The 19839-nt window shown below is 71.5% G+C and carries 15 protein-coding genes, 1 tRNA gene and 1 pseudogene; 8 read left to right on the top strand and 9 right to left on the bottom strand.

Features of this window, described 5'->3' with window-relative positions; all coding sequences use genetic code 11:
* The first annotated feature begins 256 nt into the window (after nucleotides 1-256).
* Nucleotides 257-362: transfer RNA gene (locus ACWDAS_RS03050), tRNA-Ser, on the top strand.
* 293 nt (nucleotides 363-655) lie between these two features.
* On the opposite strand, the gene ACWDAS_RS03045 is transcribed toward ACWDAS_RS03050, so the two are convergent.
* The 3 genes from ACWDAS_RS03045 to ACWDAS_RS03035 all read right to left on the bottom strand — a co-directional run bounded on the left by ACWDAS_RS03045 (nucleotide 656) and on the right by ACWDAS_RS03035 (nucleotide 2249).
* The gene (locus tag ACWDAS_RS03045; RefSeq protein WP_450386889.1) at nucleotides 656-1243 is read right to left on the bottom strand and encodes a flavoprotein; all 588 of its coding nucleotides are present in this window, start codon (nucleotides 1241-1243) and stop codon (nucleotides 656-658) included.
* Between the two features lie 9 nt (nucleotides 1244-1252).
* Complete coding sequence (locus ACWDAS_RS03040; protein WP_450386888.1) at nucleotides 1253-1426, bottom strand: hypothetical protein; 174 nt, start codon at nucleotides 1424-1426, stop codon at nucleotides 1253-1255.
* Nucleotides 1427-1859: 433 nt separating this feature from the next.
* Nucleotides 1860-2249, bottom strand: coding sequence for an FxLYD domain-containing protein (locus tag ACWDAS_RS03035; RefSeq protein WP_450386886.1), 390 nt, complete (start codon nucleotides 2247-2249; stop codon nucleotides 1860-1862).
* A gap of 296 nt (nucleotides 2250-2545) precedes the next feature.
* Here ACWDAS_RS03035 and ACWDAS_RS03030 point away from each other — a divergent pair, with 296 nt between their 5' ends.
* Complete coding sequence (locus tag ACWDAS_RS03030; RefSeq protein ID WP_450386884.1) at nucleotides 2546-2980, top strand: hypothetical protein; 435 nt, start codon at nucleotides 2546-2548, stop codon at nucleotides 2978-2980.
* A 122-nt stretch (nucleotides 2981-3102) separates the two neighbouring features.
* On the opposite strand, the gene ACWDAS_RS03025 is transcribed toward ACWDAS_RS03030, so the two are convergent.
* A complete protein-coding gene (locus tag ACWDAS_RS03025) occupies nucleotides 3103-5124 on the bottom strand; it encodes a M3 family metallopeptidase (RefSeq protein ID WP_450386882.1) in 2022 nt (673 codons plus the stop codon).
* A 59-nt stretch (nucleotides 5125-5183) separates the two neighbouring features.
* On the opposite strand from ACWDAS_RS03025, the gene ACWDAS_RS03020 reads away from it, so the two are divergent.
* The gene (locus tag ACWDAS_RS03020; RefSeq protein ID WP_450386880.1) at nucleotides 5184-5837 is read left to right on the top strand and encodes a TetR/AcrR family transcriptional regulator; all 654 of its coding nucleotides are present in this window, start codon (nucleotides 5184-5186) and stop codon (nucleotides 5835-5837) included.
* A 184-nt stretch (nucleotides 5838-6021) separates the two neighbouring features.
* Entirely contained in the window at nucleotides 6022-6225 is a 204-nt protein-coding gene (locus tag ACWDAS_RS03015) for a MarR family transcriptional regulator (RefSeq protein ID WP_450386878.1), read from the top strand.
* A 15-nt stretch (nucleotides 6226-6240) separates the two neighbouring features.
* On the opposite strand, the gene ACWDAS_RS03010 is transcribed toward ACWDAS_RS03015, so the two are convergent.
* Nucleotides 6241-8514 (bottom strand): MMPL family transporter, encoded by a 2274-nt coding sequence (locus ACWDAS_RS03010; RefSeq protein ID WP_450386876.1) that lies wholly within the window; start codon nucleotides 8512-8514, stop codon nucleotides 6241-6243.
* 119 nt (nucleotides 8515-8633) lie between these two features.
* Between ACWDAS_RS03010 and ACWDAS_RS03005 the strand changes: the two genes are divergently transcribed.
* Nucleotides 8634-9290, top strand: a complete 657-nt coding sequence (locus tag ACWDAS_RS03005) for a TetR/AcrR family transcriptional regulator (RefSeq protein ID WP_450386874.1) — start codon at nucleotides 8634-8636, stop codon at nucleotides 9288-9290.
* A gap of 32 nt (nucleotides 9291-9322) precedes the next feature.
* On the opposite strand, the gene ACWDAS_RS03000 is transcribed toward ACWDAS_RS03005, so the two are convergent.
* From ACWDAS_RS03000 to recD2, 4 genes are all read right to left on the bottom strand, one after another.
* Entirely contained in the window at nucleotides 9323-10069 is a 747-nt protein-coding gene (locus tag ACWDAS_RS03000) for a DedA family protein (protein WP_450386872.1), read from the bottom strand.
* Between the two features lie 220 nt (nucleotides 10070-10289).
* Nucleotides 10290-11036 carry an SDR family NAD(P)-dependent oxidoreductase gene (locus ACWDAS_RS02995; RefSeq protein WP_450386870.1) on the bottom strand — a complete coding sequence of 249 codons (747 nt, stop codon included), beginning with the start codon at nucleotides 11034-11036 and terminating at the stop codon, nucleotides 10290-10292.
* 424 nt (nucleotides 11037-11460) lie between these two features.
* Nucleotides 11461-12750 (bottom strand): citrate synthase, encoded by a 1290-nt coding sequence (locus ACWDAS_RS02990; protein ID WP_450386868.1) that lies wholly within the window; start codon nucleotides 12748-12750, stop codon nucleotides 11461-11463.
* 131 nt (nucleotides 12751-12881) lie between these two features.
* Nucleotides 12882-15101, bottom strand: coding sequence for an SF1B family DNA helicase RecD2 (recD2, locus tag ACWDAS_RS02985; protein ID WP_450386866.1), 2220 nt, complete (start codon nucleotides 15099-15101; stop codon nucleotides 12882-12884).
* Between the two features lie 193 nt (nucleotides 15102-15294).
* On the opposite strand from recD2, the gene ACWDAS_RS02980 reads away from it, so the two are divergent.
* The 3 genes and pseudogenes from ACWDAS_RS02980 (at nucleotide 15295) to ACWDAS_RS02970 (ending at nucleotide 19820) form a co-directional block, all read left to right on the top strand.
* Entirely contained in the window at nucleotides 15295-16308 is a 1014-nt protein-coding gene (locus ACWDAS_RS02980; RefSeq protein WP_450386864.1) for a LacI family DNA-binding transcriptional regulator, read from the top strand.
* A 26-nt stretch (nucleotides 16309-16334) separates the two neighbouring features.
* Entirely contained in the window at nucleotides 16335-17855 is a 1521-nt protein-coding gene (locus ACWDAS_RS02975) for a sugar ABC transporter ATP-binding protein (RefSeq protein ID WP_450387277.1), read from the top strand.
* Nucleotides 17845-19820, top strand: a pseudogene (locus ACWDAS_RS02970) (ABC transporter permease/substrate-binding protein). The gene ACWDAS_RS02975 and the pseudogene ACWDAS_RS02970 overlap by 11 nt, the downstream one beginning before the upstream one ends.
* The last annotated feature ends 19 nt before the right edge of the window (nucleotides 19821-19839 follow it).

Below are 19839 nucleotides of genomic sequence, written 5' to 3'. Positions count from 1 at the left end.
GCGCGCGGATCCGCCCCGTTGAATGCCAAGCCGCGTCACGGGTACCTGGATCACGGGCTGTGTCGCCTGAGTGTGTGGCGCCAGGATTCGGGCTCTGGTGTCCCGCGGTCGGCTGCTGAGCCCTCGGTGTGCACGCACCCTTGTGGGGCACATCGCCTACCTCAGCCCAGACCGCCTGGAGGGCCGCTTCGGCTGGGAGGCCGCATAGGGCCGCGCGCCACGTGCCCTGTCGAATCCGTGTCGAAGTCTCTCCGGCGGCCTCGTGGTTTGGGACGAAGCTGCTGGTCACCTGGAGGATGGGCCTCCAGACGCAAAGCGCCTTCTAAGCGCTTGGCCGCAGGTTCGACTCCTGCCGGGGCACGCTGCGCCCCTCCTTCGCGGAGGGGCTTTTTGCTGGTCGCACAGGGTGGGCGAGCAGCCGCCCTCGGATGACGCAGACGCCCCGCGGCCGGGCCGTCGCGCTGTCGCGACGGGGCCGCAACGGCCGGGCGGACGGCGGGCCGTGGGCCCGGGCGAGCGAGGAATCCTGTGCCGTCCGAAGGCCCCCGAGGGCCTTCCCGGGACCGCCGCGGAGCGGTTCCCCCGCGGGCGCGCCGACCCGGGAAACGCGCTTCCCGATCGGCTGGTCTTCGCCCATGACCGAAGCTGGGCGCTGTCATGCCGTCGCGTGATCGACCGCGTCCAGGACGGCGGGCCACGGGAACCCGCGCCCGTCCGGCGCCTCGCCGGGCTCGGGCAGGGGCCCCGCCTCCGGGTCGAGGAGGAGGCGGACGCCGGCCTCGCGAAGGGTGGCGAGGTGCCGGGGCCAGGCCGGGTGCCGGGTGTGGGCGGCGTTGACCGCCGGGACGGCCACGAGCGGCACGCGCGGGGTACCGAGGACCTCCGCGAGCAGGGTGAGGGCCTGGTTGTCGGCGATGCCCAGGGCGAGTTTGGCCAGGGTGTTGGCGCTGGCCGGGGCCAGCACGCAGCAGTCGGCGGCCGGATGGGGCCGCGGGACGCCGGGCAGTCGCGGCTGGTCGCGGACGGGCAGGCCGGTCACCTCGCGCAGTCGCTCGATCTCGCCCCGTGCGCCCAGCCAGCGGGCGGCGGTCGGGGTGAGCGACACGGCGACGCGCCAGCCGCGGGCGAGCGCGGGGAGGACGAGGCCCTCGCGCAGGGTCCCGACGCCGTCGGCGGCCGAACCGACGACGGCGAGGACTCCGCGGACCGGCCGGGTGTGCGGTGGAGGCGGTTGAGAAGGCATGGCCTGCCCCTACCCGAAACGGCCCTCCACGTAGTCGGCGGTGCGGGGGTCGGAGGGGCTGCCGAACATCGCGAGGGTGGGCCCGTGCTCCACGATGCCGCCGGGGGTGCCCTGTTCGGCGAGGAGGAGGGCGCACTGGTCCGAAACGCGGGCTGCCTGCTGCGTGTTGTGGGTGACGATCACGATCGTGACCTCGTGGACCGGTTCCCGGATCGTCTCCTCGATGCGCCGGGTCGAGGTGGGGTCCGGGGCCGAGCAGGGCTCGTACGGGCCCGGACCTGACGGTTTTCCGCCATCGCGTCGCGACCGCGGAGGGCGTGGCGGCGACATGCAGAACCGGCTCAGGGGCCGATTGCCGCCCGTTCGAGGCGGGGCCGGGGACGGCACGCGAAATGCGCGCCGTCCCCGGCCCCGGTGATCCGGTGCGTCACCTGGCGCTCCGGAGCGCGCTCCGGCCCCTTCCGGGCCCTCATGGCCTGTCCCGCGCCATGGGGCCCGCGGCTTCCGCGCCGAGGGTCCGGAATACGAACCGGAGTCACCGGTGACACAAGAGGACGGCGGAAAGGACCGCACGGACCCCTTTCCACCCTTTCCACATGAGGGGCGCGGCAAGGGGTCAGCTCGCCTTGCGCAGCACCTCGGTGATCTTGCAGTCGATCTCACCCGCCACGGGCGCGGTCCCCTTGGCGCTCACTTGCGTCACCTCCCCCGCGGCCAGGCCGGTCGCGTTCGCGACGGCCTGGGCGATCTGCTCTCCGGCGGGGTCGACGAAGTCGATGCGCACCTGGTAGTCGGAGGTCTCGGAGCTGTGGTTGGTGACGGTCACCTCGGCGCTGGGCCACTTGGAGAAGTCGGCGAGCTCGCACGCGGTGATCTTCGCGTCGCCCGGGGCGGGCTTCTGGCCGGTGTTCTCCACCTGCGAGGCGCTCGCCGCCGGCGAGTCACCCCCGGAACCGCCCTTGCCGTCGTCGGTCGTCATGGCGATGGCGACGCTGGCGCCGATCACGGCGACAATGGCGACGATTCCGAAGCCGAGTATCTTCCCGGCACCCGACTTCTTCGGCGGCCGCCCCCAATCCGGTTCCTGGGGCGGTGAGTACCGACCCGGTGGTGAGGCGTGCGACGGCTGAGACATGGTGAACCCCCTGAGGCTCGGATGTGAAGACACCGTGACAGAGCTTCACCATGCGCGCAGAGACAAAAGCTGTCTGTAATGCGGCCGTGACCGATCCGGTACAGATCATTCCTGATAAGTCTGTGCCAAGGGTCCGACCGGCCGCTCGGGGCGCATCATGGGATCCCGTGGCCGCGCCCCCGGAGGGAACCATGCCCGCGTACGAGCAACTGGCCGCACTGGCGGCGCTCCTGGACCAGGCCGTCGCGGCGCAGCCGGAAGCGGACCGGGTGGTGGCGGCGTGCGGCGAACCCGAGCCCGTACCCGGCGTCCTGGCCCGGGAGGGCAGCCGGCAGGCGGCGGCACTGCAGCGGATCACCCTGCGGCTGCGGGAGCTTGCCGTCGACGGCGACGTCGCCGAACTGCGTGAAGAGGCCGTACGGCTGGTCATGTACGACCACTGGATGGTGCGGCAGGCGCTGAACCTGGCCTTCAGCGCACACGTCGACGCCCGTACCGAGGCCGCCCGCCTGCGGCTCAACGGCCTCGGCGCCCCGGCCGACCGGCTCCGGGAACTACGCGACCGGGTGCGCGAGCAGACCCGCCGTACGCAAGCCGGCTGAGGGCCTCGTCCGGCGTGGTGCGCCGGGGGGCCGGCGAGGCGGTGATCATCGCCGGCCACCCGGCGCAGCGGGGAGCGGCCGCACGGCTGACCGGGGTGGTCGCGCGGCCGCTGCCCCGGTGGTCAGCCGGCCAGACCGCGTCGCGTCAGCAGCGGATCGATCCTCGGCGCGCGGCCGCGGAAGCCCTCGAACGCCGTCATCGGGTCGACGCTGCCGCCCCGGGAGAGCAGTTCGCGGCGGAAGGTGTCGCCGTTCTCCCGCCTCATGCCGCCGTTCTCCTTGAACCACTCGACCGTGTCGGCGTCGAGCACCTCGCTCCAGATGTACGAGTAGTACCCCGCGCTGTAGCCGCCGGCGAAGATGTGCTGGAAGTAGGTGCTGCGGTAGCGCGGCGGGATCGCCGGCAGCGCGAGTCCGGCCTCCTTGAGCGCCACGGCCTCGAATTCCTCGGCGTCGCCGGGGTCGTGACCGGCCGGGATGGTGTGCCAGGCCCAGTCCAGCACCGCCGCGGCCAGGTACTCGACCGTGCGGAAGCCTTGCCCGAACCGCTCGGCGGCCTCCATCCGCGCCACCAGACCGGCCGGCATGGGCTCGCCGGTCTCGTGGTGGCGCGCGTAGTTGGCCAGCACCTCGGGCCAGGTCACCCACATCTCGTTGACCTGGGAGGGGTATTCGACGAAGTCGCGCGGCACGGAGGTGCCGGTGAAGAAGGGATGGCGGACGTCGGAGAACAGGCCGTGCAGGGCGTGCCCGAACTCGTGGAAGAGGGTGTTGACCTCGTCGTAGCTGAGCAGCGCGGGCTCGCCGGCGGCAGGCTTGGCGATGTTGAGGTTGTTGACCACGACGGGCTTGCGGCCGTGCAGCCCGGACTGCTCCACCAGGTTGTTCATCCAGGCGCCGCCGCGCTTGGAGGCCCGGGCGAAGAAGTCGCCGAGGAAGAGGCCGAGCGGCGAGCCGTCCGCGTTGAAGACCTCGAAGACCCGCACGTCGGGGTGGTAGCCCTTCAGGTCGGGGCGTTCGGTGAAGCTGAGCCCGTAGACCCGGCCCGCGGCGAAGAACACGCCGTCCTTCAGGACCCGGTCCAGCTCGAAGTAGGGGCGCATGGCGGCGGTGTCGATGTCGTACTCCGCCTTGCGCACCTTCTCCGACCAGTACGCCCAGTCCCAGGCGGCGAAGTCCTCCAGGCCGGAGGCGGCGGCGAGGGCGGCGGCCTCGCGCTCGGCGTTGGCGACGGCGGGCGGGACGAGGCGGGCAAGCAGGGAGGTCACGGACTCCGGGGTGCCCGCGGTCTGGTCGGCGACCACATAGGCGGCGTGGTTCTCGTATCCCAGCAGGGCGGCGCGTTCGGCGCGCAGCCGGGCGAGTTCGACGACGAGTGCGCGGTTGCTCTCCAGACCCCGGCCGAGAGAGGCCTCCAGCAGTCGCCTGCGCAGGTCGCGGTCGTCGAGCGAGGCCAGCTCCGACTGGTTGGAGAAGTTCTTCAGGCTGAGGACGTACTTGCCGTCGTGACCGAGCGCGACGGCGTTGGCGGCCGCCGCCGCGACGGCGTCGGCGGAGAGCCCGGACAGGGCGTCGGCGCTGTCGAGGACGAGGGCGGCGGCCTTGGTGTCGGCGAAGACGTTCTGCTGGAAGGCGGTGGAGGCCTCGGCGATCCTCGCGTTGAGCGCCCGCAGCCGCTCGCGGCCCTCCTCGGTCAGCTCGGCCCCGGCGCGGACGAAGCGCGTGTGGTAGCGCTCCAGCAGCCGCAGGGACTCGGCGTCCAGGCCGAGTTCGCCACGGTTCTCGTAGAGCGCCTTGACGCGGGCGTAGAGCGCCGGGTCGAGGTGGATGGCGTCGGCGTGGGCCGCGAGGGCGGGGTTGATCCTCGCCTCGATCTCCTGGATGCCGGGGGTGGTGTCGGAGGCGGTGCGGTTGAAGAAGTCGTTCACCACGCGGCCCAGCAGGTCGCCGGAGCGTTCCAGGGCGACGATCGTGTTCTCGAAGCCCGGGGGTTCGGGGTTCGCCGCGATCGCCGCGGTCTCGGCGAGCTGCTCGGCCATCCCCTGTTCGAAGGCGGGAAGGTAGTGCTCCTCGCGGATGTCCGCGAACGGCGGCAGCTCGTACGGAAGCGTGCTCGGGCTGAGGAAGGGATTCGTCGGCGTCACCCCTCCGACCTTACGCCCGGTGCCTGCCGCGTGGACGAGGCCTTTCATAGGATGACCCGGTGGCAGCTACGCGTACGGACGGCCGGGTCGAGCGCGGCAACCAGACCCGCCGGCTGGTGCTCAACCGCACCATGGAGATCGCCTCGGTCGAGGGTCTCGAAGGACTGTCGCTGGGCCGGCTGGCCACCGAACTCGGGCTCAGCAAGAGCGGGGTGTTCGCCCTGTTCGGGTCCAAGGAGGAGCTGCAGCTGGCCACCGTGCGGGCGGCCCGCGAGGTGTACATCCGGCAGGTGGTGGAGCCGTCGCGCGGGGTGCCGGCGGGGCTGCCGCGGGTGTGGCGGTTGTGCGAGTCGTGGCTTGACTACTCACGGCGGCGGGTGTTCCCGGGCGGGTGCTTCCTGCTGGCGGTGTCGGCGGAGTTCGACGCGCGCAGCGGCACGGTGCACGACCTGGTCGCACAGGCCCGGCTGGAGTGGATCAGCTACGTCGAGATCACCCTGGACAAGGCGCGGCGGGCCGGGCAGTTGCGCGCCGACCTCGAGGTCCCGTTGCTGGCCTTCGAGCTGATCGCGCTGATGGACACCGGCAATCTGCACTCCGTGCTCTTCGGCGACCCCTCCGCCTACGCCAAGGCGGGCACGGCGATCCTCAGCCGCCTGAGGGCCGCCGCGGAGGGGGAAGCCCGGCTGCTGCCCGATCGGTTCGAGGGCTGAGGGGCGGACCGGGCGGTTTCTCCGATAAGAGGGCAGGCCGGTCATGCGTCCGCCACGTTTGTCACCGTTACGCGGGCTTCGCGTCACAGATGATCAACAGACCCTTCCGCCCCTGATCGCATGTCGTTGTCCCGGCAAGGCCGGCCACCCCCCAAGAGGCCGGCGCATGGGAGGTGCGTGGGAGATGACGGACCGGACCCTCTGGTCGTACGCCGAGATCGCCGCTCACATCCGGGTGCAGGTCGACACCGTGCGCTCGTACCGCAAGCACGGGCACTTGCCGCCCCCCGATGCCGTGGAGGGCGGCAAACCGTTCTGGTACGCGGACACCATCCGTCTGTGGAACTCCCGACGCCCCGGGAACCGGGGCCGCCGGCAGTTCGGCTGACGGCCCGGCAGCCGCTCAGCCCGAGCGGGCCGGCTCGGGGTCCCGTACGGGCTCCTCCCGCACCGGGGCCTGCCCGGGGCCCTCGCCCTCACTCAGCCCGAACCGGTCGTGCAGCGCCTTGAGCGGCCTCGGGGCCCACCAGGTGGCCCGCCCGGTCAGCCGCATCACGGCGGGCACCAGCAGGGTGCGCACCACCATCGCGTCCATGAGGACGGCGAGCGCGATCCCCAGCCCCAACATCTTGGTGTTGGCGACCCGGGAGGTCCCGATGGCCACCATCACCACCGCCAGGATCACCGCGGCCGCCGTGATGAGGCCACCGGTGCGCCGCACTCCGAAGACGACCGCCGCGCGATGGTCGCCGCTGCGGTCGTGCTCCTCCTTGATGCGCGACAGCAGGAAGACGCCGTAGTCCATCGAGAGTCCGAAGGCGACGCAGAACATCAGCACCGGCAGGGTGGTCTCGATGCTTCCGGTCGGCGTGAAGTCGAGCAGCCCAGACAGGTGGCCGTCCTGGAACACCCAGACCACCGCGCCGAACATGGCGGTGAGACTCAGCGCGTTGAGCAGCACGGCCTGCAGCGGGATGACCGCGCTGCCGGTGAGCAGGAAGACCAGCAGCAGGGTCACCGCGGCGATCAGGGCGGCCGCCCACGGCAGACGGTCGGCTATGACGTCCTTGGTGTCGACCAGCTGGGCCGCGGTGCCGGTGGCCGAGGTCTTGAAGGGGGCGTCGACCGCCCTGATCCTCCCGACCAGGTCCTGGCTCGCCTCGTCGACGGCCTCCGCCTTGGGCAGCACGGTCAGGTAGGCCGCGCCGTCGGCGGCCCTGGCCGCCTCGGCCGGGCCGGGTGCCGCGGTCCGCCGGCCGCCCGCGAACTGGCCGGCCGGGCCGTCGACGACGACCACACCGGGCAGCGCCGACAGCCTGCTGCTGTAGTCGCCGAGCTGGACCGCGGTGGGACGGCCCTCGGCGAGCACGGTGATCTCGCCGCCCGGATTGCCGGGGAACCGGTCGCGTATGTGCTGCTGCACCACGTGGGCCTCGGCCGTTGCGGGAAGCTGCCGGTCATCGGCGGTGCCGAACTGCACCTGGAGGAAGGGCAGTCCGAGCAGGACCAGCCCGGCGACGGTGCCGATCGCGAAGAGCGGGGCGCGGCGCATCACCAGGCGGGCGAGGCGCGCGTAGCCCGCGCCCGGCTCCCGACCGGCCTGCCCGGCGCGCCGGCGCGGCAAGAGGCGGCGCAGGTCGAGCGCGTTGACCCGGTGGCCCAGCAGTACCAGCGCGGCGGGGAGGATCACCAGCGCGGCGGCGGCCGCCAACAGCACCACCGCGATGCCCGCGTAGGCGAAGGAGCGCAGGAAGTACTGCGGGAAGAGGAACATCGCGGAGAGCGCGGCGGCCACGGTGAGGGCCGAGAAGAGCACCGTGCGTCCGGCCGTGCGCAGTGTGGCGCCCACGGCTGTCAGGGGGTCGGCGCCGGTGTCCAGCTCCTCCCGGAAGCGCCGGACGATGAACAAGGCGTAGTCGATGGCGAGTCCGAGACCGAGGGCCGTGGTGAGGTTCTGCGCGAAGATCGAGACGTCGGTGAAGGTCGTGATGCCCCGCAGCACGGCGTTGGTGCCGAGGATCGCCACGATGCCGATGCCCAGCGGCAGCATGGCGGCGACGGCGCTGCCGAACACCATGACCAACAGCAGGAGGGTGACCGGCAGCGCGATGACCTCGGCACGGGCCAGGTCCTCCTGGATGGTGGTCTGCAGTTCGTGCCGGAAGGCGGACAGACCGCCGACCCTGACCTCCACGGCGCCGTGCCTGCCCCGGTACTCCGGGGCGATGCGGTCGACGGCCTCGGCGACGGCGTCGTCGTCACCGCCGATCCGGGCGGCGATCATGGCCTCGCGGCCGTCCTCGGCGCGCAGCGCGGGCGCCCGGGTCGTCCAGTAGGAGGTGACGCCGGTGACGTCCTTGTCCGCGGCGAGCCGGCGACCGAGCTCCCCTCCCTCGGCCGCCACCTCCGCGGAGTCCACACCGGCGCCACGGCCGTCGACGAGGAGGATCAGATTGGGCTGCGAATCCGGGAAGTACCTCTCCAGCGCGTCGGCCGCGTAGGTCGACTCGGATCCGGGGGCTTCCCATCCGCCGCTGTGCAGCCGGTCCGCGACGCCGCTGCCCGCGACCACGGCGAGGGCGGTGAACAGCAGCGCCAGCAGCAGGGTGAGCCGGGGCCGGGCGGTCATCGCCCGGGTCCAGCCCCCCGGCGGGCGCTCACGGTTGACATCGGACATGACAGAGGTGTCCCCTCCCCTGAGGAACCGCCGTAAACTGGCGAACACGAGCGACCACTCGCGTTTCCTCAGAATGCGAGCGATCACTCGTGTTTGTCAAAAGTGATTGGGGATTACACGTGCCTGAGGAGCAGAAGCCTCGACGCCGGCAGGCTCGCGGCGAACGGCGCGTGGCGCAGCTGCTGGAGGCGGCGGCCGACGTGTTCTGCAAGGTGGGGTACACCGCCGCCACCACGAACGCGATCGCCCGGGAGGCGGGCGTGTCCCCGGGCACGCTGTACCAGTTCTTCCCGAACAAGGAAGCCATCGCCATCGAGCTGGGCGGCATCCTCAACCACCGGATGCGGGAGGGACACGGGGAGCTGTTCACCCCCGAGAACGCCGCCCTGCCGCTGCGCGACATGCTGGACGTCATCGTCGATCCGATGATCGAGTTCAACTGCCAGAACCCCGCCTTCCTGGCCCTGGTCCACGACAGCGACATCCCCGGCACGGTCGTGGTGGAGCACGACGCGCTGCACAGCTCCCTGCTGGAGCGCGTGGAGACGCTGCTGGGCCTGCGCGCTCCCGCCCTGTCGGCCGACGAGCGGGGCCGGGTGGCCGCCATGGCCTTCGGCCTGTTCAAGGCCGGCCTCGCCCTGGTGCTGGCACACGAGGGCCCCGAGCGGGAGGCGTACATCGCCGAACTCAAGGCCGCGCTCTACGGCTACCTCGCGCCGCACGTCGGCACCGGGCCGGTCGTCATACCGGAGGCCCGCACCGCGGGCACCCTCTGATCCCGGTACACGCGGCCCCCGGAGATCCGGCCTCAGCTTCTGAGCGCCCTCCCCGCCTGCGCGTCCGGGGAGTGCGCCTCCCCCTCCGCGCCCCGCCGTGCCTCCGCCGGCGCGGTGCCCCCGGACGCCGCCACGCGGCCCTCGGCCCCCGCCGTGCCCCCGGGGGCGGAACGCCGTCCGGACAGCGTCTGTGCCACGCTGCCGATCCCGGCCACCAGCAGGGAGACGCCGAGCCCCAGCGCGAGGGCGTACAGCGAGTCGGACATGGCGCGCCCGCCGAAGTAGCCCAGGCCCACCGAACACGTGGCCCAGACCGCCTCGGCCACGCCTGCGCCGATCAGGTAGCGGCGGGCCGGATACCGCACGATGCCCGCCGCCAGGCCGCCGACCACCCGCCCGCTGGGCAGGAAGCGAACGCCGATCACGAAGGGCACGCCGTGCCGCTGTATCCGGACGCTGGCCCACTCCAGCAGCGCGCGGCGGCGCGGCCGCCGGTAGAGCCGGGTCAGGACACGGCCGCTGACCGCCCGGCCGGCGCGGTGGATGAGCAGGTCGCCCGCGAGGGCGCTGCCCGCGACGACCAGGAGGACGAGTGCGATGCTCAGCCGCCCCTGCGCCGCGAGCACGCCGCCGGTGACCAGGAGGGCGGCGTTGGGCATCAAAGGGGGCGCCGTGGTGGCAGCGAGCACCGCGTACGCCCAGAACACGTGGCCGTCCCGCAGGTACCCCTCGAGGCCCGCGGTGAGGTCCAGGGCCGACACCGTCCGTGCAACGTCCATCCGGCCCCCCTCTTCCCACCCCGGCCCGTCGCCCCGTGTCCCGTCCCAGGCCTCAACGCTCGCAGGGCCGCGACGCGGCGGGCAAGGCGATTTCGCCGGGATCGGGGCATTCCCGGGGTTTTCCCGGGGGTGCCTCATCCTCAGGTACGGGGCCGGCGGGCCCGGCTGTGGCCCGGGGAGTACGCCCGGCGTACTCCCGCGGGCCCGTACCCGGGGCGGCTCAGCGCCCGAGCAGTTCGCCGCCGTTGCACTGCAGGATCTCGCCGGTGATGAAACCGGCCTCCGGGGAGGCGAGGAAGACCACCGCCGAGGCGACGTCCTCCGGCCGCCCGACCCGGCCGACCAGGGTCCGGCCGGCCCGCCGGGTCAGCTCGGCGGCGTTGAGCCGGGCGCCGAAGAACTCGGTGCCCGCCACGGTGCCCGGGGCGACGATGTTGCAGGTCACGCCGCGCGGGCCGAGCTGGGCGGCCAAGGAGTGGTTCCAGGCGTGCAGGGCGGCCTTGGAGGCCCCGTAGGAGCCTCCGCCGCGCAGGGCGGCCACCGAGGTGACGGTGATGACCCGGCCGCCCTCGGGGAGCCGGTCGCGCACGGATTCGGTCACCAGGACGGCGGTGAGGACGTTGCGCTCGAAGTCGCCGCGCCAGCGGGCCAGCACCCCGTGCGGGCCGGCTCCGACGGCCAGCTCCCGGCTGCCCGCGGTGTTGACCAGGACGTCGATGCGCCGCGGCAGGCGCTCCAGGGTCGCCTCCACGTCGTCGGGGTCGGCCAGGTCGCAGGCGACCGGCGTGACGTCGTAGCCGTGTTCGGAGCGCAGCTCGTCGGCGGTGGCGCGCAGCACCTCGCGGCGCCGGCCGACGATGGTCACATGGTCGCCGGCCTCGGCGAAGAGGGTGGCCACCGACCGGCCGATGCCCGTTCCCCCGCCGGTCACCACGACGTGCCGGCCCACACTTGCTTTCTGCGACATCACGCTCCGCCCCTCGAGGAGGGACAGCACGTTACGGGACGGGGTCCGCGCGACCGACACGGGGGTCTGCCATGATGCGGATGACGTAGGAGATGCGTAGGCGAGATCGAGATCACACTGGCTGGAACGTAACCTTTTGGTTTACGAGGGGGTCTAACCGAGCGAAGACACCGGGCTCCCGGCGGACTCGGTGAGATGATGAGCGGGTTGTCTTTGGGGGACAGCCCGGTCGCCATGCCGGGGCGAACCACCTGGAGAGCTTTGAGCGGCCCTCCCGGGTGGCTTGGTCCCGGCCGGCGAACGCACCCAAAGAACGCCCGGTACGGACCCGTGGGGGGATCCGCTCCGGGAAACGGGAGCGCCCCGTGCCGAACCCGTGGGGGGATTCGGCGCGGGGCGTTTCTCTGTGCGCGCGGCGCTCGCGTCAGCGGGCCTCGACCGGGACGTAGTCGCGCTCGACGACGCCGGTGTAGACCTGGCGCGGGCGGCCGATCCGGGAACCCGGCTCGGTGATCATCTCGTGCCACTGGGCGATCCAGCCGGGGAGCCGGCCGAGCGCGAAGAGCACGGTGAACATCGTGGTCGGGAAGCCCATGGCCCGGTAGATCAGGCCGGTGTAGAAGTCCACGTTCGGGTAGAGGTTGCGCGAGACGAAGTAGTCGTCGCTGAGCGCGTGCTCCTCCAGCTTCAGCGCGATGTCCAGCAGCTCGTCGGACTTGCCGAGAGCGGACAGGACGTCGTGCGCCGCGGCCTTGATGATCTTCGCTCGGGGGTCGAAGCTCTTGTAGACCCGGTGGCCGAAGCCCATCAGGCGGACGCCGTCCTCCTTGTTCTTCACCTTGCGGATGAAGGCGTCGACGTCGCCGCCGTCGGCCTGGATGGCCTCCAGCATCTCCAGCACGCTCTGGTTGGCGCCGCCGTGCAGCGGGCCCCACAGGGCGTTGATGCCCGCGGAGATCGACGCGAAGAGGTTGGCCTGCGAGGAGCCGACCAGGCGCACGGTGGAGGTGGAGCAGTTCTGCTCGTGGTCCGCGTGCAGGATGAGCAGCTTGTCCAGCGCGTCGACGACGACCGGGTTGAGCTCGTACTCCTCGGCGGGCACCGCGAAGGTCATCCGCAGGAAGTTCTCGACGTAGCCGAGGTCGTTGCGCGGGTAGACGAAGGGGTGGCCGATCGACTTCTTGTAGGCGTACGCGGCGATCGTCGGCAGCTTGGCGATGAGCCGGATCGTCGACAGGTAGCGCTGCTTCTCGTCGAACGGGTTGTGGCTGTCCTGGTAGAAGGTCGACAGCGCGCTGACGACCGAGGACAGCATCGCCATCGGGTGGGCGTCCCGCGGGAAGCCCTGGAAGAACCGTTTGACGTCCTCGTGGAGGAGCGTGTGCTGGGTGATGTCACCGCGGAAGGCGGCGAGCTCGTCGACGGTGGGGAGCTCACCGTTGATGAGAAGGTACGCGGTCTCCAGGAAGGTGCCGCGCTCGGCGATCTGCTCGATGGGGTAGCCGCGGTAGCGGAGAATTCCCTGCTCGCCGTCGAGGTAGGTGATCGCGGACTTGTAGGCCGCGGTGTTGCCGTAGCCGCTGTCCAGGGTGACCAGGCCCGTGTGGGCGCGCAGCTTGCCGATGTCGAAGCCGTCGTCCCCGACGGTGCCCTCGATCACCGGGTAGCTGTACTCGCTGTCCCCGTACCGCAGTACTACAGAGTTGTCGCTCACGTCATTCCCTCACCGACGTCGTGCCTCTTCTTCGAGGTTTGTAGGTGCCCTGACTACCCCTACTGTCCCCCATTTGGCGTGACCACGTGCACTCGGGGTCGGTCGAGGAGCCGAATGGTGGCACCCAGTGCCTATTTTGCCGCCCGCGCGAGCCGGTGGTCGAGTGCCGTGAAGCGTCTGCCTGCGGAGACGGTGCGGACCGCCTGGGCGATCGCCCTGCGCGAGCCCACGAGCACGACCAAGCGCTTTGCGCGGGTAACGGCTGTATAGAGCAGGTTCCGCTGGAGCATCATCCACGCCCCGGTGGTGACAGGGATCACGACCGCGGGATATTCGCTGCCCTGTGACCGGTGGATCGTCACGGCGTAGGCGTGCGCCAGCTCGTCCAGCTCGTCGAAGTCGTAAGGAATCTCCTCGTCCTCGTCGGTCAGTACGGTGAGCCGCTGCTCCACGGTGTCCAGGGAGGTGACGACCCCCACAGTTCCATTGAAGACGCCGTTGGCGCCTTTTTCATAGTTGTTCCTGATCTGAGTGACCTTGTCGCCGACCCGGAAGGTGCGGCCGCCGAAGCGCCGTTCCGGCAGATCCGGGCGGGCCGGGGTGACCGCCTGCTGCAACAGCCCGTTCAGGACGCCGGCCCCCGCGGGCCCGCGGTGCATGGGGGCGAGGACCTGGACGTCGCGGCGCGGATCGAGACCGAATCTGCGCGGGATGCGGTGGGCGGCCACGTCCACGGTGAGCCGGGCCGTCTCCTCGCCGTCCTCCTCCACGAAGTGGAAGAAGTCGTTCAGCCCCTGGGTGAGCGGGGGCACACCGGAGTTGATCCGGTGGGCGTTGGTCACCACGCCCGATTGCTGGGCCTGGCGGAAGATGCGGGTCAGCCGGACCGACGGGACCGGCCCGCCCGCGGCCAGCAGATCACGCAGCACCTCGCCCGCGCCGACGCTCGGCAGCTGGTCCACATCGCCGACGAAGAGCAGGTGGGCGCCCGGCGGCACCGCCTTGACCAGCTTGTTCGCCAGCAGCAGGTCGAGCATGGACGCCTCGTCGACGACCACCAGATCGGCGTCCAGGGGCCGCTCCCGGTCGTACGCGGCGTCCCCGCCCGGCTTGAGCTCCAGCAAACGGTGCACGGTGGAGGCCTCGGCGCCGGTCAGCTCGGCCAGCCGCTTGGCCGCCCGCCCCGTCGGCGCGGCAAGCACGACCTTGGCCTTCTTCGCCTGCGCCAGGGCCACCACGGACTTGACCGTGAAGGACTTGCCGCAGCCCGGGCCGCCGGTCAGCACGGCGACCTTCTCGGTGAGCGCCAGCCGCACCGCCTGCTGCTGCTCGGGGGCGAGATCCGCACCCGTCCGCTCGGCGAGCCAGGTCAGCGCCTTGTCCCAGTCGACGTCCCAGAAGGCGGGCATCCGGTCCTCCGGGCCGCGCAGCAGCCTCAGCAGCGAGCCGGCCAGGGAGATCTCCGCCCGGTGGAAGGGCACGAGATACACCGCGCGCACCGGGTCGCCGCCGCCGTCGGGGGCGGGCACCGGCTCGACGACCACGCCCTCCTCGCCGGCCAGCTCGGCCAGGCAGTCGATGACCAGCCCGGTGTCCACCTGGAGCAGCTTCACGGCGTCCGACAGCAGTTGCTCCTCGGGCAGGAAGCAGTTGCCGCTGTCGGTCGCCTGGGACAGCGCGTACTGCAGCCCGGCCTTGACCCGCTCGGGGCTGTCGTGCGGTATGCCGACCGCCCGCGCGATCCGGTCCGCGGTGAGGAAGCCGATGCCCCAGACGTCGGCGGCCAGCCGATACGGCTGGTTCTTCACCACGGAGATCGAGGAGTCGCCGTACTCCTTGTAGATCCGCACCGCGATCGAGGTGGACACCCCGACGCCCTGGAGGAAGACCATGACCTCCTTGATGGCCTTCTGCTCCTCCCAGGCCGCGCCGATCAGCTTGGTGCGCTTGGGCCCGAGGCCCGGGACCTCCACCAGCCTGCCGGGCTCCCGCTCGATGACCTCCAGGGTGTCGGTGCCGAAGTGCTCGACGATCCGCTCGGCGATCCGCGGACCGATGCCCTTGATCAGCCCGGAGCCGAGATAGCGCCGTATGCCCTGGATCGTGGCCGGGAGGACGGTCGTGTAGTTCTCCACGGTGAACTGCTTGCCGTACTGCGGGTGGGAGCCCCAACGGCCCTCCATGCGCAGCGACTCACCCGGCTGGGCGCCGAGCAGCGACCCGACCACCGTCAGCAGATCGCCGGCGCCGCGGCCGGTGTCGACCCGGGCGACCGTGTACCCGTTCTCCTCGTTGGCGTACGTGATCCGCTCGAGGACACCCTCGACGACGGCCAGTCTCAACTCCCCCACGGCGCGGGCCACCTCCCCGGATCTGCGATGTGATCCGACGGTACCGCCCGGCCCCGACAGGCCGCGCGAGGCCTGTGGACAACTCCGCCCGACCGGGCCCCGGAATGTAACGATCCGGTTTCGCGCTCTTGCCTCGGAGCATGTAATCGATTCCAATCCTCTTTGTAATCGATTCCACGAGGAGGTGGGACGGGTGGCGAGCATCAAGGACGTGGCATCACGCGCGGGTGTCTCCGTCGCGACGGTCTCCCGCGTGCTCAACGACCACCCGGCGGTCCGCCCGGACACCCGCACCCGGGTGCTGGAGGCCGTGGCCGAGCTCGGCTACCGGCCGAACGCGGTGGCGCGCTCGCTGCGCACCGACCAGACCCGGACGCTCGGCCTGGTCATCAGCGACGTGCTGAATCCTTTCTTCACCGAGCTCGCCCGCTCCGTGGAGGACGAGGCCAGGGCACTGGGCTACAGCGTGATCATCGGCAACGCCGACGAGCGGCCCGAGCAGCAGGACCACCACATCCGCACGCTGCTGGACCGCCGCATCGACGGACTGCTGGTCAGCCCGACCGACGGCGGTTCCCCGCTGATCCTGGACGCGGTGCTCGCCGGCACCCCCATGGTCTTCGTCGACCGCTGGATCCCGGGCATCGGCAACGACGTGCCGGTGGTCCGCACGGACGGCTGCGACGCGGTCCGCGACCTGGTCGCCCACCTCCACAGCCTGGGCCACCGGCGGCTGGCGATCATCGCCGGCCCCGCCGCGACCACCACGGGCCGCGAGCGCGTGGAGGCCTTCCGGAAGGCACTGGCCGCTTTCGGCCTGGAACTGCCCGACGAGTACATCGGCCAGGGCGACTTCCAGGCCGACAGCGGCCGCCGGGCCACCGCCCGCTTCCTGGACCTGCCGGTCCCGCCCGACGTGATCTTCGCCGCGGACAACCTGATGGCGCTCGGCGCCATGGACGAGATCCGCGCCCGCGGCCTGCGCGTGCCCGACGACATCGCGCTCGCCGCCTTCGACGACATCCCGTGGTTCCTCCACACCGATCCGCCGATCACCGCGATCGCCCAGCCCACGGGCGAACTCGGGCGCGCGGCCGTCCGCTCGCTGATCGACCGGGTGGAGGGCAGGCCGGCGCCGTCGGTCACCGTGTCCGCCCGTCTCGTTGTCCGCCGTTCCTGCGGCGCGTCCGAAGGGAGTCCCCGTTGAGCACGAGCAGCCCCGAGCTCCTCCGCATGGAGGGCGTCCGCAAGGTCTTCCCCGGTGTGGTGGCCCTCGACGGCGTCGACTTCGACCTGCGCGGGGGCGAAGTGCACGTCCTGCTCGGCGAGAACGGCGCGGGCAAGAGCACCCTCATCAAGATGCTCTCCGGCGCCAACCGCCCCGACGGGGGGCGGATCCTCGTCGACGGCCAGGAGGCGCGCATCCACGGCGCCCAGGACGCCGAGAAGCTGGGCATCGCCACCATCTACCAGGAGTTCAACCTCGTCCCGGCGCTGAGCGTCGCCGAGAACATCTTCCTGGGCCGCCAGCCGCGCCGCTTCGGCATGGTGAACCGCAAGCAGATGAACGCGGACGCCGCCGCCCTGCTGGCCCGGGTCGGCGTGGACGTCGACCCGCGCACTCCGGTCTCGGAACTGGGCATCGCCCGCCTGCAGATGGTGGAGATCGCCAAGGCGCTCAGCCTGGAGACCCGCGTCCTGATCATGGACGAGCCGACCGCGGTCCTCACCAGCGAGGAGGTCGACAAGCTCTTCCGGATCGTGCGCAAGCTGCGCGAGGACGGCGTGGGCATCGTCTTCATCACCCACCACCTGGAGGAGATCGCCGCCCTCGGCGACCGCGTCACCGTCCTGCGCGACGGCCGCAGCGTCGCCCAGGTGCCCGCGGTCACCCCCGAGGACGAGCTGGTCCGGCTCATGGTGGGACGCAGCATCGAGCAGCAGTACCCGCGCGAGCGAGCCGACGCCGGAGCACCGCTGCTGCGGGTCGAGGGCCTCACCCGGGGCGGCGTCTTCCACGACGTGAGCTTCGAGGTGCGGGCCGGCGAGGTGGTGGGCCTGGCCGGGCTCGTCGGCGCCGGGCGTACGGAGGTGGTGCGCGCGGTCTTCGGCGCCGACCCGTACGACTCCGGAACGGTCGAGGTGCTGGGCAAGCGGCTGCGCCGCCACGACGTCAACGCCGCCATGGACGCGGGCATCGGGCTGGTGCCCGAGGACCGCAAGGGCCAGGGCCTGGTGCTCGACGCCACCATCCAGGAGAACCTGGGCCTGGTCACCCTCGGCAGGGCCACCCGCGCGGGCTTCGTCGACCGCTCCGGCCAGCGCAAGGCGGCCGACCGGATCTCGGGGCAGCTCAAGGTCCGCATGGCCGGGCTCCACCAGCACGTGCGCACCCTGTCGGGCGGCAACCAGCAGAAGATCGTCATCGGAAAGTGGCTGCTGGCCGACACCAAGGTGCTGATCCTCGACGAGCCGACCCGCGGCATCGACGTCGGCGCCAAGGTCGAGATCTACCAGCTCATCAATCAACTCACGGCCTCCGGCCACGCGGTGCTGATGATCTCCAGCGACCTCCCCGAGGTGCTGGGCATGAGCGACCGCGTCCTGGTGATGTCCCAGGGCCGGATCGCCGGTGAACTCCCCGCGCACGAGGCGACCCAGGACTCCGTCATGGCCCTGGCCGTCAGTGCGGCGCCCGCCGAGGGCGGCAACGCAACGACAACGAAGGATGTGGAGGGCTCCCGTGGCCACTGACACGCTCAAAAGCAGTACGGACACGGGCGGCGTCGCCGCGGCGCGCCGTGTGCTCCTCAACAACGGCGCGCTCAGCGCCCTGGTGGTCCTGCTCGTGGCCCTGTCGTTCCTCTCGGGCGACTTCCTGTCCACGCAGAACCTGCTCAATGTCGGCGTCCAGGCAGCCGTCGTGGCGATCCTCGCCTTCGGCTCCACCTTTGTGATCGTCGCGGCGGGCATCGACCTGTCGGTGGGCTCGGTCGCGGCGCTGTCCGCGACGGTGCTGGCCTGGAGCGCCACCTCGGCGGGCCTGCCGGTGTGGCTGGCGGTCGTGCTGTCCGTCGCCACGGGTGTCGCCAGCGGTCTGCTGAGCGGTCTGCTGATCTCCTTCGGCAAGCTGCCGCCGTTCATCGCGACCCTCGCGATGCTGTCGATCGGCCGCGGCCTCACGCTGGTCATCTCCCAGGGCAGCCCGATCGCCTTCCCCGACTCCGTCTCCCACCTGGGCGACACGATCGGCGGCTGGCTCCCCGTACCGGTGCTGGTGATGATCGTCGCGGGCGCCGCCACGGCCATCATCCTCGGCCGCACCTACATAGGCCGCGCCATGTACGCGATCGGCGGCAACGAGGAGGCGGCCCGCCTCTCCGGCATCCGCGTCAAGCGCCAGAAGATCGTCATCTACGCGCTGTCCGGCCTCTTCGCGGCCGTGGCGGGCATCGTGCTCGCCTCCCGGCTCGCCTCGGCGCAGCCGCAGGCCGCCTACGGCTACGAACTGGACGCCATCGCGGCGGTCGTCATCGGCGGCGCCAGCCTCTCCGGCGGCGTCGGCAAGGCGTCCGGCACGCTGATCGGCGCGCTGATCCTCGCCGTCCTCCGCAACGGCCTCAACCTGCTGTCGGTCTCCGCCTTCTGGCAGCAGGTCGTCATCGGCGCCGTCATCGCCCTGGCCGTCCTGCTCGACACCCTGCGCCGCCGCGCCTGACGGCGCCGCGCGCACCCAAGACCTCTTTCTTCTTCTCCGCACCGCACCAGCAAGGAACCCTCATGCGCACCAAGCTCATCTCCGCCACCACCGTTGCCGTCGCCGCCCTGGCGCTGACCGCGACCGCCTGCAACTCCGGCTCCGGCTCCGGCTCCTCCTCCGACGTCAAGGTGGGCCTGTCGGTCTCCACCCTCAACAACCCCTTCTTCGTGCAGCTGAAGGCGGGCGCGCAGGCCGAGGCGAAGAAGGAGGGCGTCGACCTCACCGTCACCGACGCGCAGAACGACGCGTCGCAGCAGGCGAACCAGCTGCAGAACTTCACCAGCCAGAACGTGAAGTCGATCATCGTCAACCCGGTGGACTCCGACGCTGCCGGCCCGTCGGTCAAGGCCGCCAACAAGGCGGGCATCCCCGTCGTCGCGGCCGACCGCGGCGTCAACAACGCCGAACTCGCCACCACGGTGGCCTCCGACAACGTCGAGGGCGGCAAGCTCGCGGCCAAGACGCTGGCCGAGGCGCTGGGCGGCAAGGGCACCGTGGTCGTCCTCCAGGGCACCGCGGGCACCTCCGCCGCGAACGAGCGCGGCCAGGGCTTCAACGAGGGCATCAAGGCCTACCCGGGCATCAAGGTCGTGGCCCAGCAGGCCGCCGACTTCGACCGCACCAAGGGTCTGGACGTCATGACCAACCTGCTGCAGGCCCACTCCGACGTCACCGGCGTCTTCGCCCAGAACGACGAGATGGCGCTCGGCGCCGTCAAGGCGCTCGGCGACAAGGCCGGCAAGTCGGTCAAGGTGGTCGGCTTCGACGGCACCCCCGACGGCCTCACCGCGGTGAAGAACGGCACCCTTTTCGCCTCCGTGGCGCAGCAGCCGAAGGAACTGGGCAAGCTGGCCGTGCAGAACGCGGTGAAGGCCGCCAAGGGCGACAAGCTCGGAAGCCTGGTGAAGGTGCCGGTCAAGGTCGTCACCGAGAAGAACGTCGCCGACTTCTCCTCCTGACGGACCGATCCGGTACGGC

It is taken from the genome of Streptomyces sp. NPDC001070 (genome assembly GCF_053598835.1).
This window is presented reverse-complemented; position numbering and strand designations above follow the sequence as displayed.